Annotated in this window: 7 protein-coding genes; 5 read left to right on the top strand and 2 right to left on the bottom strand. The window is 65.6% G+C overall.

Going from position 1 to position 11,655, the window contains the following annotated elements; all coding sequences use genetic code 11:
• Positions 1 to 5 precede the first annotated feature (5 nt).
• The gene (locus OOZ63_RS24945; RefSeq protein WP_266008363.1) at positions 6 to 1,988 is read left to right on the top strand and encodes an alpha/beta hydrolase family protein; all 1,983 of its coding nucleotides are present in this window, start codon (positions 6 to 8) and stop codon (positions 1,986 to 1,988) included.
• Positions 1,989 to 1,993: 5 nt separating this feature from the next.
• Here the strand turns inward: OOZ63_RS24945 and OOZ63_RS24940 are convergent, their stop codons facing one another.
• Together OOZ63_RS24940 and OOZ63_RS24935 are read right to left on the bottom strand one after the other, a co-directional pair.
• Positions 1,994 to 2,446 carry a GNAT family N-acetyltransferase gene (locus OOZ63_RS24940; RefSeq protein ID WP_266008362.1) on the bottom strand — a complete coding sequence of 151 codons (453 nt, stop codon included), beginning with the start codon at positions 2,444 to 2,446 and terminating at the stop codon, positions 1,994 to 1,996.
• Entirely contained in the window at positions 2,443 to 3,063 is a 621-nt protein-coding gene (locus OOZ63_RS24935) for an FMN-binding negative transcriptional regulator (protein ID WP_266008361.1), read from the bottom strand. The genes OOZ63_RS24940 and OOZ63_RS24935 overlap by 4 nt, the downstream gene beginning before the upstream one ends.
• A gap of 57 nt (positions 3,064 to 3,120) precedes the next feature.
• Between OOZ63_RS24935 and OOZ63_RS24930 the strand changes: the two genes are divergently transcribed.
• The 4 genes from OOZ63_RS24930 to OOZ63_RS24915 all read left to right on the top strand — a co-directional run bounded on the left by OOZ63_RS24930 (position 3,121) and on the right by OOZ63_RS24915 (position 11,654).
• The gene (locus tag OOZ63_RS24930) at positions 3,121 to 4,578 is read left to right on the top strand and encodes a PLP-dependent aminotransferase family protein (RefSeq protein ID WP_266008360.1); all 1,458 of its coding nucleotides are present in this window, start codon (positions 3,121 to 3,123) and stop codon (positions 4,576 to 4,578) included.
• A 314-nt stretch (positions 4,579 to 4,892) separates the two neighbouring features.
• Positions 4,893 to 8,750, top strand: a complete 3,858-nt coding sequence (locus tag OOZ63_RS24925; protein ID WP_266008359.1) for a beta-galactosidase — start codon at positions 4,893 to 4,895, stop codon at positions 8,748 to 8,750.
• Between the two features lie 6 nt (positions 8,751 to 8,756).
• Positions 8,757 to 9,923: a glycoside hydrolase family 88/105 protein gene (locus tag OOZ63_RS24920; RefSeq protein ID WP_266008358.1), complete on the top strand. Its 1,167-nt coding sequence runs from the start codon at positions 8,757 to 8,759 to the stop codon at positions 9,921 to 9,923.
• Between the two features lie 75 nt (positions 9,924 to 9,998).
• Complete coding sequence (locus OOZ63_RS24915; protein WP_266008357.1) at positions 9,999 to 11,654, top strand: MFS transporter; 1,656 nt, start codon at positions 9,999 to 10,001, stop codon at positions 11,652 to 11,654.
• Position 11,655 lies beyond the last annotated feature (1 nt).

Raw genomic sequence — 11,655 nt, 5'->3', positions numbered from 1 at the left:
CGCCCATGCCGCTTCTGACCAGAGCCCTGCTCCTGGCCATCGTCAGCCTCGCCCTGACGGCCGCCCGGGCCCAGCCCTTGAGCCGAGACGAGGTGTTTGGCCAGCCCACTTACGCCGATGCCCAACTCTCGCCCAGCGGCCGCTACCTGGCCGTGCTGGTGCCCGATGAGCAGCGGCGGCGCAATCTGGCCATTCTCGACCTGGACAGCCGCCGCTTCAGCGCCCGTATCGGTGTTCCCGGAGCCGATGTAGGCACGCTCATGTGGCTGGGCGACGAGCGCATGGTGTTCTCGTTGACGCAACTCGGCCAGAGCGCCAAGACCCGCAGCCATGTCGGCGGCCTGTATGTGGTCGGGCGCGATGGCAAGGAGCAGCGCCGCTTGTTCCAGAGCGTGGGCGAGTGGGCCAACAGCGGTGCGCGCCGCATGGTGCAGATGTGGCCGCTGCAGCGGGTCCCCGGTAGCGACGAGGAGCTGATCGTCGCCGGCAACGATATCGACGAGCACAGCATCGACCTCTACCGCCTCAATGTGCTCAGCGGCAAGCGTCGTCTGCTGACTGAGGGGCGTCCGCCACGCATCAACCACTGGTTGCTGGACAGACAGTTGCAGCCGCGTGCGGCGGTGGGCGGCGATACCGATTCACCCGACCAGATCAGCCACTACCGCGACGCCGACGGGCGCTGGCGCGAGCTTTGGCGGACTCGCGGCCCGCGCGACGATGTCAACGTGCCCCTGAGCGTCGAGGCCGACGGCACGCTGCTGGTGGCCAGCAATGTGGGCCGCGACACCACGGCCGTGCGCGAGTACGACCCGCAGCGCCGGCAATGGGGCGAGACCCTGGTCGAGCATCCGCGCCATGATGTGGGCGTCGACGCGCTGGGCGGTCCGATCGGCGTTACCCTGCATGACGAGGCTAGCCACGAACTGCTGGGCTTCGAGGTATCGGCCGAGCGCCCGCTGCGGTTGTGGATGGACGAACGTCGCCGGGCGCTTCAGGCGCTGGTCGATGGGGCCCTACCCGGGCGCAGCAACCGTCTGCAGTTCAGCGCCGGCCCGCGCGTGTTGGTGGCCTCCTCCTCGGACACCGAGGCGACGAGCTGGTATCTGATGGACAGCAGCCAAGGCCGGCTGAGCCTGCTGCTGAACAGCCGCCCCGCGCTGGACCCGGCGCGCGTGCCAGCCACCGAAGTCGTGCAGCCACGCTCCCGGGATGGCCAGGCGCTGCTGGCCTATGTGCTGAAGCCGCCCCGGGCAGCGGCCGATCAGGCCTTGCCCGTCGTGATACTGGTCCATGGCGGCCCCTGGCATCGCGGTGCCGTCTGGGGCGATGAGTACGGCGACATGGCCACGGCCCGCTGGCTGGCCTCGCGGGGGTATCTGGTCGTGCTGCCCAGCTTCCGCGGCAGCTTGGGCTTCGGCAAGCAGTTCCTACGTTCCTCGCGCGGCCAGTTTGGCCTTGCCATGCAGGACGATCTGGACGATGTGCTGGCCGCCGTGCTCAAGCGCGCCGACGCCGACCCGAAGCGCCTGTGCATCATGGGCGCCAGCTACGGCGGCTATGCCAGCCTGATGGCGGCGGCGCGCGCCCCCGAGCGCTACCGCTGCGTCGTGGCCGGTCTACCGCTCAGCGATCTGGCGGCCCTGCTGGACTCGGGCTGGAGTGATATCTCCAGCAACGAGCGGGCGCGCGAGTTCTGGGTCGAGATGGTGGGCGATCCCAAGCAGCAGCGCGCCGCGCTCCAGGCCGTATCACCTGCCCATCTGGCCGACAGAATCAAATCCAAGGTGATGATCTACGCTGGTGTCGATGACCGGCGCACGCCGCTAGAGCAGGCCGAGAGCCTACGCAGCGCATTGCGGCGCGCCGGCAATGAGCCACTCTGGCTGGCCAAGTACGGCGAGGGCCACGGCTACCGACTCGCCGACAACCACAACGAAATGCTGGACCAGCTAGAGCGCTTTCTGGCCGAGCAGTTGCGGCCCTGATCGAGTCAGCCCAGCGGATAGTCGTAGCGCAAGAAGCCGCGATGCAGGGCTACGCGGTCATAGAGCGCGCGGGCCCTGGCGTTGTGGGCCTGGGTCAGCCAGTAGTAGCGTGTTGCACCCTGCGCGGCGGCGCACTTGGCCACCGCCTCAATCAAGGCCGCGGCCACGCCCCGACCGCGCATTTCCGGATCGACGAAAAGATCCTGCAGATAGCAGCTCAAACCGGTCCAGACGCTGGTGTGAAACAGGTAGTGCGCCAGTCCCATTAGCTGGCCGTTCGGATCGACCGCCGCCAGCCCTTGGACCTCCTGCCCGACCAGCAGGCGTTGCCAGGTCCGCTCGTAGGTCGCGGCGTCATGCTCGGTCACGTAGAAGGCCTTGTAAGCGCGTGCCAGCGGCTCCCAGCCGGCACGATCCGAGGCCTGCAGGGGCCGGACTGTCCAGGCCGGCCGGCTCATGCGCCCAGCCCCAGTCGGTGCATCCACTGTGCCAGTTCGCGCTCCTTGGCCGTGCCGGCCTCGCTGTGAGCAATGATGCGCTCGCGCTCGAGCGTCGAGCGGTTCTGGCTCAACTTGGCCTTGGCCTCCCAGCGCTGGACCCGGATGCGAAAGCCAACGATCGCGCCCAGCAGCTTGTGCTGATAGTCCTCGGGCAAGTCGCGCCACTGCTCGGCATAGCCGGGCTCATGGCGGGCGATCAGACGCTTGAGCAGCGCGTCCTTGGCGACGGTCTCATCCAGTGTCTGCAAAGCTCCGCGCACATGCACGGCCAGGTAGTTCCAGGTCGGCACATTGAGGTGAGATTCGTAGTGCGTGGGCGAGATATAACCGTCCGGCCCACTGAATACCGCCAGTACCTGGCTTTGAGCGGCCAACCAGCCCCAGTGCGGGTTGGCGCGCGCCATATGGCCCTCCAGCCACCAGCCATGTTCATCAGCACCCCAGGACAGCGGCAGATGGGTGACGAAACTCTGCCCCTGCACATCGGGGCAGACCAGCATCGCAAAGGGCCGCTCATCGATCAACCGGCGCGCTAGATCCAGATCGCTCAGTGCAAAGTGTTTGGGTGTGTACATGGCGGCCACTCTAGGTCATCGCTTGGTACGATAAAAGATCCAATATCCGGAATTTTCATGGCACCAATTCTGGCGCTCGATCCAGCTGGCATGCGGCTGCAGCCGGGGCAGCCGCTAGCCCGGCAAATCCATGCGCAGTTGAAGACTCGAATTCTGCAAGGTCAGCTACCAGCCGCGCTGCGCCTACCCACCACGCGCGAGCTGGCGGCCGCGCTCGGGGTGTCGCGCAACACCGTGGTGCGGGCCTACGAGCAACTGCTGGCCGAGGGATTTCTGCAGACCCGCGTCGGCGATGGTAGCTATGTGACGGGGCTGCCGGGCGGCGCCATCAAACACCCCCCCGGGTCCGCTGCGCAGCAGGCCGTGCCGAGTACCGCGCTCTGGCAGCATCTGCAGCGCTACAGCCAGCCCCGCGTGATCGAAGGACCGCCGCACGCTTTCCGCTATGGCGTGCCGGCGCTGGACCTGTTTCCGGCCGACATCTGGGCCCGGCTGCAGGCGCGCTTTTGGCGCCGGGCAGGCCAGCAGTCGCTGGGCTACTCGGATCCCGCCGGCCTGCCACGCCTGCGCGAGATGGTGGCCCGCTACCTGAGCCATTCGCGCGGCCTGCGCTGCACGGGCGAGCAGGTGGTGATCACCGCGGGCTCACAGCAGGCCATTGCGCTGGCCGCGCTGGCCCTGCTGAGGCAGGGTGAGCCCGCCGCGATCGAATCGCCTGGCTACCGCGCCGCCGCTGCGGCGCTGGCCCTGCAAGGGGGTCGGGTGTTGCCAGTGCCGGTCGACGCCCACGGCCTGCAGGTCGCCGCGCTGGAGGCGCTGGGACCTTGCAGGCTTGCCTATGTCTCACCCTCGCACCAGTTTCCCAGCGGCTCGGTGATGAGCTTGCAACGGCGTCTGGACCTGCTGGCCTGGGCACAACGCCATGACGCCTACATCCTGGAGGACGACTACGACGGCGAGTACCGCTATGCCGGCGTGCCGCTTGCACCGCTGGCCAGCCTGGATCACAGCGGCCGCACGCTCTATGTAGGTACCTTCTCCAAGCTGCTGTTCCCGGGCCTGCGCCTGGGCTACCTGGTGGCGCCGCCGGCCTGGGCGCCGAATCTGGCCAAGCTGCGCGCGCTGCTGGACAGGCATGCCCCAATCGCGGACCAGAGCGTGATGGCCGACTTCATCGAGCAGGGCCACTTCCTGCGCCATGTGCGCCGGGTGCGGCGCGCTGCCGAGCGCCGGCGCGATGCCCTGCTCGACAGCTGGCTGCAGCACTTCGGCACCGCATTGCCGCTGGCGCCGGTCGATGCAGGCCTGCACGCGCTGCTACCGCTGGACAGCGCGGCACAGGAGCAGCGCCTGCATGCTCTGGCCGAGGCCCGGGGCGTCGAATTGGGCCCGCTGCGCCACGTCGGAGCAGTGCTGCCAGCCAGCGCGCGCGCCGGCCTGCTGCTGGGCTTTGCCGGCGTGACCGAAGCGCAGATCCGGACCGCTGTAGCAACGCTGGCCCACGCATGGCGATAGGACCCGCCGATGGGCTGCACGAGTCAAGCGGTCCAGCCTCCGCACCAGACATCAGCAATGCCTTTCTCGCAAGGACTTGATTTTTTGGGCAAAGAATTGAGGCGACACTGGGGCCGACAGGGGCGTATTCCCGCAACTTCGCCGCCACCCGGGCCACGCGAATTACGCCCCGATCGGATCGGGCCTGATGCTGCTGTACGGGTCATCTGTCGCTTGTGCCTTCAATCGCTTGTCAGTGCTGCCCGCCTATGTCCTCTTTTGCCCGAATAGCAACTTTAGGTATCGCCAGGGTTCATCGGGCGGTCGGCATCGGCATGCTGTCGCTGCTGCAAACCGCTACGCTGGCCCAGGATCTGCCCGGGCAGACCGTCAACCCCGAGGCCGTATCCCGCCCCATCGTGAAGTCGGTCCCCAAGGGTGAACGCACCTTCCTGATGTCGGCCTTCACAGCGACATCGCAGAACACCCTGAGCCTGTTCAGCTCGACCGACGGCATCAGCTTCACCTCGCTGGGCTCTGAGGTCTACACGCCTCCCAAGGGCCTGCTGCGCGACCCCTCCATCATGCGGGCCGCCGACGGGTTCTACTACATCGTCTACACCACCGGTTGGTCGGGCACGAGCTTTGGCGTCTCCAGGTCCGCCGACCTGCGCCGCTGGCAGCATGTGGCCGATATCGGGTTGGCGCTGCCGGGGCTGAGCAATGTCTGGGCGCCCGAGTGGTTTCGCGACAAGGACGGTAGCCTGAAAGTCGTGCTCTCTCTGTCCAAGGGTGGCGCCGCCGGTCCCTTCGCCGCCTACTATCTAGAGCCGCTGAGCGCCGATTTCAGCAAGTTCTCCGCGCCGCAGCTGATGCGCGGCCTGGAAAACAACACCATCGACACCTTCGTTGTCCTGCACCAGGGCCAGTACACCGCCTTCACGAAAAACGAGTCCAGCAAGCTCATCGAGCTGGCCACCGCACCGGCACTGAGCGGTCCCTGGACGCTGCGCAAGACCGGCGACTGGGCAGGTTGGGGCGGCCCGTCCGAGGGGCAGTCGCTGGTGCCGATCACAAGCGCCGACGGCCGTTCGGGCTGGCGCATCTACTTCGACGACTACACCGCCAAACGCTACTGGTACTCGGACAGCTTCGACGGATTCGAAAGCTGGACGCCGAAGCAAGAGCTTGGCGGCGTCTCGGGCGCTGTACGACACTTTACCGTGATCGCCGAGGAGACGGCCGCGCTGGAGCGCGCCGCCGCGCCCAAGGGCAAGCCCAAGACCATCGCCTGGGACCGGTACTCGCTGATCATCGATGGCCGACGCGAGATGATTTTCGGCGGCGAATTTCATCCCTTCCGCCTGCCCTCGCCCAGCTTGTGGCGCGATGTGCTGCAAAAGATCAAGGCGTCGGGGCTCAATACCGTGGCCCTGTACTTCGCCTGGGGCTACCACTCGGCCAAGCCGGGGCACTATGACTTCTCGACGGTGCGAAACATCGAGCGCGCGCTGCAGATGGCGGCCGAAGAAGGGCTTTATGTGATCGTTCGGCCAGGACCTTATGTCAACGCCGAACTCAGCGCCGGCGGCTTCCCGGGCTGGCTGCTGCGCCAACGGGTCGAGGCCCGTACCGATGCCCCCGCCTACCAGGAGGCCGCCGACGAGTGGCTCAGCCAGATCAACGCCATCGTCGCGCGCCATCAGATCACCAATGGCGGCGGCACCGTGATCGCCTACCAGTTGGAGAACGAGCTCTTCTCGGTTCAGCCCAAGAACATCCGCCATATGCAGCATCTGGCGGACAAGGCACGCGCCGACGGCATCACCGTTCCGCTGTTCCACAACGCCGCCTCGCGCCTGCCCGACTGGACGCCAAAAAACTCCAGCGCGCCCTTTGCGAATCCCGGTCCCACCGATATCTACGCCTTCGACGGCTATCCCGGCGGCGTCTGCGGCGTCGATGGCCGGCCAGGACCGCCCTCGGTGGCGCCCGACTGGGGCATCTACGGCACGACCGCGCCGCGCATCGGCTCGCTGGCCTCGCCCAACACCCCCGGCTTCGTCGCCGAGATTGGCGGCGGCTGGTTCGACTACTGGGGCTCCAACGGCACTTATGAGTGCACGGCCCAGCGCCAGGGCCCCGGCTACCAGCGCGTGTTCTATGGCACCAGCCTGATCAACTCGCTGACCATCCACTCGATCTACATGGCTTTCGGTGGCACCAGTTGGGGCTGGCTGGGCGGACCGGTGGTCTACACCTCCTACGACTACGGTGCTGCGATCACCGAGGCCCGCAGCCTGCGCGACAAGGCCAAGGTACTCAAGCAGATGGGCAGCTTCGTCCAAGCAGCCACGCCGGTGCTGGCGCAGATGGACAAGGCCGAGCCGATCACGCCCAGCAACCCCGGCATCAAGCTCTATCACAACATCAACAAGCCGATGGGCACCCACGTACTGTTCGCGGTGCAGAATCCGTCCAGCAAGACCGGCACCGAGGACTTCTCGTTCAGGCTGCAGACCAAGGACGGCAGCTACCAAGTACCGCAGGCCGGCCGCTTGCAGCTCTCGGGCCAGGACGCCAAGATGTGGCTGGCTTCCTATGCGATGGAGCGTCAGCACCTGGTCTACACGACCTCGGAGATCCAGACCCATCTGCAGCAAGGACCACGCGACCTGGTTTTGCTCTACGGCCGCGCCGGCGAGGACGGCGAGACCGTGCTGCGCTTTGCCCGCAAACCCAAAGTCGAGCTAGTGGCTGGTCATGTTGATGTGGTCTTTGATGGCAAGGACCTGCGGCTGAACTATCAGCATCGTGGCCTGATCGAACTGCGAATCAGCGAAGGAGATCGCGCACCACTGACCCTGCTGATCGCCGACGAGCAAACCGGCTGGCAGTTCTGGCGAGATGGTCAGGTGCTGGTGCAGGGCACCTCGATGATTCGCAGCGCCCGCTTGAAAGGGCAAGAGACAGGGCAAGACCTGGCCCTCATCGGCGACACCATGTCCGCGAGCCCGCTGCGTATCTGGGCCCCGGGCACGGTCAAGACCCTTAGCTTCAACGGCGCTGCCCTGACCTTCACGGGGCAAGCCGACAGCCTGCGCAGCCGCCAGCCGCTGCCCGGCCCGTCCGCCGTGCAGCTGCCCGACCTGATGCACCAAACCTGGACACGGCGTTACGACTCGCTGGAGGCCGACCCCAGCTTCGACGACAGTGCCTGGCGCCACGCAGACGCCCCTGTCTCCGCCGCGCATGTCTACAGCGGCGCCGACAAGGGTCAGCCGGTGCTGGCGATGAGCGACTACGGCTTTCACCGCGGCGACGTCTGGTATCGCGGCCGTTTCAAGATCACCGAGCGGGGCCCGCAGCAGCTCGAGCTGTTCTACGGAGCCGGCGGGGCCGGCCTGATCCAGGTCTGGCTGGACGGAAAGTACCTCGGCCAGCAGGAGCTCGACACCGGCCGCCCCTTCCCCGAGACCACGGACAGCTTCAAGCTGCGGCTGGATACGCTGGTGCCGGGCGAGCACCAGATCTCGGTGCTGGTGCGCAACAACTCCCACAATTGGGACCTGTTCGCCGATGACGAGCACAAGGAAGCCCGCGGCCTGATCGCCGCCTCGCTAGCGCCCCGGGGCGGCCAGCGCTTCGCCACGCCTATCAGCTGGAAGATCCAAGGCAACAAGGGCGGCGAGGACATTGCCGACCTGGTGCGCGGCCCCATGAACAACGGCGGCCTGTACGGCGAGCGTATGGGCTGGCATCTGCCTCCAGCACCCGACCGCGACTTCAAGACCGGCTGGGACCGCAGCTCCCCAACCGCCGCACCGCCGGCAGCTGGCAGCTACTGGCTGCGCACCCACTTCACGCTGGACCTGCCTCGGGGCCATGATGTACAGCTGGGCTTGGCCTTCGGCGACACCACGAAGCCGCGCTCTGCGCCTCAGAACCGTGCGCTGATCTTCGTCAACGGTTGGCATATGGGCCAGTTCATCTCGCACATCGGCCCGCAGCGCGTCTTCGTGATCCCCCCCGGCATCCTTAACCCGAACGGCGAGAACACCCTGGCCCTGGTCGTCACCACCGACGGCCAGCCCGAGAACGCGCTGGAGCCCATCAAGCTCGTGCCGATGCATATCGCACGCGGCGGCGTCACACTCGAGCCCGTTCCGCAATCGCCCTATCTACAGCGATAAGAAATCATGAGCAGTCAACAAATCCTCAAGCCCATCGATTCCTCCAAGATCCACCCGCTGCTGGCCCACCACACGGCCAGCCTGGGTGCCGATCGTGAGGACTATCGCGATGCGATCAATCGGTTGATCCACAACCTGGTGAACATCAAGGACGAAGACGGCAAGTTCCTCCTTCGCCTGGCCGACGGCCGCGTCATCGACACCAAGGGCTGGAACGGCTTCGAGTGGACCCACGGAGTGGGTCTGTACGGCATCTACAAGGTCTGGGAGATGAGCGGCGATGCCCAAGCCTGGGACATCATGACGTCCTGGTTCGAGGCGCGCTTCGCCGAGGGCATGCCCTCGCGCAATATCAACACCGTCGCGCCATTTCTGACCCTGGCCCATCTGTTCGAGCGCAACGGCGAGCGCCGCTACCTGCCTTATCTCGAAACCTGGGGCGAATGGGTCTACAGCGGCCTGCCGCGCACCGAGGAAGGCGGCTTCCAGCACATCGTCTACAACAGCGTCAACCACCAGCAACTGTGGGACGACACCTTGATGATGTCGGTGCTGCCGCTGGCCAAGATCGGCCTGCTCTTGAACCGACCGCACTACGTCGAGGAGGCCAAACGCCAGTTCTTGGTCCACATCAAGTACCTGGCCGACCGCAAGACCGGCCTGTGGTTTCACGGCTGGACATTCGAGGGCCGGCACAACTTCGCCAATGCGCTGTGGGCGCGCGGCAACTCCTGGGTCACCATCGTGATCCCCGAGTTCATCGAGCTGCTGAACCTGCCCAAGGACGACGCGCTGCGCCAGTTTCTGATTGACACACTTGAAGCTCAGGTCAAGGCCTTGGCCGCCTGCCAGGCGCCCTCGGGCCTGTGGCGCACACTGCTCGACGACGAGAGCTCCTATGAGGAAGCGGCGGCCTCGGCAGGCTTTGCATACGGCATTCTGAAGGCCGTGCGCAAGGGCTATCTGAGTCGCGACTACGAGGCCGTCGGCGTGCGTGCGGCCAAGGCTGTGCGAGCGCACATCAACGAGGCCGGCGAACTGACCCAGGTCTCCTTCGGCACGCCGGTATTCAACAGCCTGCAGGAGTACAAGAACATCCCCTTGACCTCGATGCCCTTCGGCCAGGCCATGGCACTGCTGGCGATGGGCGAGTTCATGTATCGCTTCATCTGAGCAACACAGACTGGCACGACAAGTCGACTGCGGCCCACCGCAGCGTCCACATCCAAGATTGAGGAAGACAAGACGATGGCTGGCATCAATGCGCTTCGCAAGCCCACCTGGATCAACTACTGGGGTTGGGGCTCCGGCGACATGCTGGGCGCCGGCGCCCAGGCCGTGATCACAGGCTGGCTGTTCTATTTCTTCACCACCTTCTGCGGGCTCACTGCCGTCGAGGCCGGTTTGATACTGGGCTTGCCGCGTCTGCTGGAGGCCATCACCTGTCCGCTGATCGGCTATGTCTCGGACAATCTGCGGCACACCTGGGTGGGGCGAAAAATCGGCCGGCGCAAGCTCTTCCTGATCATCACGATCCCGCTGCTGCCCAGCTTCGCGCTGATATTTCAGACCGGCCACACCTTCACCTACTACCTCGTTACCTTCATCTTCTTCGAGCTGCTCTACACGATGTTCCTAATCCCCTGGGAGACATTGGCCGCCGAGATGACCAAGGACTACAAGGAGAAGGCCAAGTTCGCCGGCGCGCGCATGATCGTCGCGCAGAGCTCGGCCATCCTGGCTTCTTACCTGCCGACACTCTTGATCAACGAGTTCGGTGGCAAAGACTCGCCTGACACCTTCTTCATGATGGCAGCCATCTTTGGCGGCCTTTTCTCGCTGGTCGTGCTGATCGTCGTGCTGACCAGCTGGGAGCGTCCTTACGGGCCCAAGGAGCTGTCGGTGATGTCGCAGACCTATGGCGGTGTCAGCCTCAAGACCGCGCTGAACCTGCCGGTCAAAATGTTCCGTGACCTGTTCTCGACCCTGAAGATCCGCGCCTTCCGCCAGCATCTAAGCCTCTACCTGGGCGGCTATCTGTCGCAGGACATCTTCAACACCGCCTTCCCGATCTTCGTCGCCACCGTGATGATGGGCGCGACGCTGGTGATCTCGCAGCTGATGACGGCAATGTATGTGGCCCAACTGATCTCAGTGATGATCGCGATCCGCATCGTCATCCGCACCGGGCCCACGCTGGCCTACCGGCTGGCCATCAGCTGCTTCTCGGGCGCGCTGCTGCTCTATCTTTTCTTCTTCCTGCTGCGCCCCGAGGGCTTCGATGCCGGCCTGCAGGCATTGGGCGGTAGCATCTTCAGCGCCTTCAATCCGGCCAACGAGAGTTTCGGCGTCGGCCTTGTGTTCTGGCTGTTCGCGCCCATCGTGCTGGCCGGCCTGGGCCGCGGCACCCTGAACTTCGTACCCTGGTCGGTCTACAACTACCTGCCCGATATCGACGAGGCCGTCACCGGCGAGCGCCGCGAAGGCATCTTCGCCGGCGTGATGACCTTGGTGCGCAAGCTAGCGCAGTCGCTGGCCATCATCGCGACCGGCTGGATCATCGATATGGGCGGGTATATCTCGCCGAAGTCTGTCCCCGGCCAAATCGTCACGCAGACGCCCGAGGCCATCAACACTATCGCCTGGCTGATGGTGTTCGGCCCCATCGCGGTGATGCTGTTGGGCCTGATCGCGGCTTGGAACTTTCGCCTCAATGCCCGCACCCATGCAGTGCTGGTGCACGAGGTCGAGCGCCTGCGCGCCGGTGCCACCCAGGCCGAGAGCGAGGAAAACCGCCGCATCGTCGAAGACCTTACCGGCTGGCGCTACGACAGCCTGTGGGGTCGTGGCAAGGTTTCCGCCGGCCGCCGCCCCGGCGCGCCGCGCACCAGCCATATCGGATAAG

This window comes from Paucibacter sp. PLA-PC-4 (genome assembly GCF_026241155.1).
Lineage (GTDB): Bacteria > Pseudomonadota > Gammaproteobacteria > Burkholderiales > Burkholderiaceae_C > Roseateles_E.
This window is presented reverse-complemented; position numbering and strand designations above follow the sequence as displayed.

What these genes read in the sequence shown, in the direction of transcription:
- OOZ63_RS24920 (WP_266008358.1), top strand. Translation starts at nt 8,757, where the DNA reads ATGAGCAGTCAACAAATCCTCAAGCCCATCGATTCCTCCAAGATCCAC.
- OOZ63_RS24925 (WP_266008359.1), top strand. Translation starts at nt 4,893, where the DNA reads ATGCTGTCGCTGCTGCAAACCGCTACGCTGGCCCAGGATCTGCCCGGG.
- OOZ63_RS24935 (WP_266008361.1), bottom strand. Translation starts at nt 3,063, where the DNA reads ATGTACACACCCAAACACTTTGCACTGAGCGATCTGGATCTAGCGCGC.
- OOZ63_RS24940 (WP_266008362.1), bottom strand. Translation starts at nt 2,446, where the DNA reads ATGAGCCGGCCGGCCTGGACAGTCCGGCCCCTGCAGGCCTCGGATCGT.
- OOZ63_RS24930 (WP_266008360.1), top strand. Translation starts at nt 3,121, where the DNA reads ATGGCACCAATTCTGGCGCTCGATCCAGCTGGCATGCGGCTGCAGCCG.
- OOZ63_RS24945 (WP_266008363.1), top strand. Translation starts at nt 6, where the DNA reads ATGCCGCTTCTGACCAGAGCCCTGCTCCTGGCCATCGTCAGCCTCGCC.
- OOZ63_RS24915 (WP_266008357.1), top strand. Translation starts at nt 9,999, where the DNA reads ATGGCTGGCATCAATGCGCTTCGCAAGCCCACCTGGATCAACTACTGG.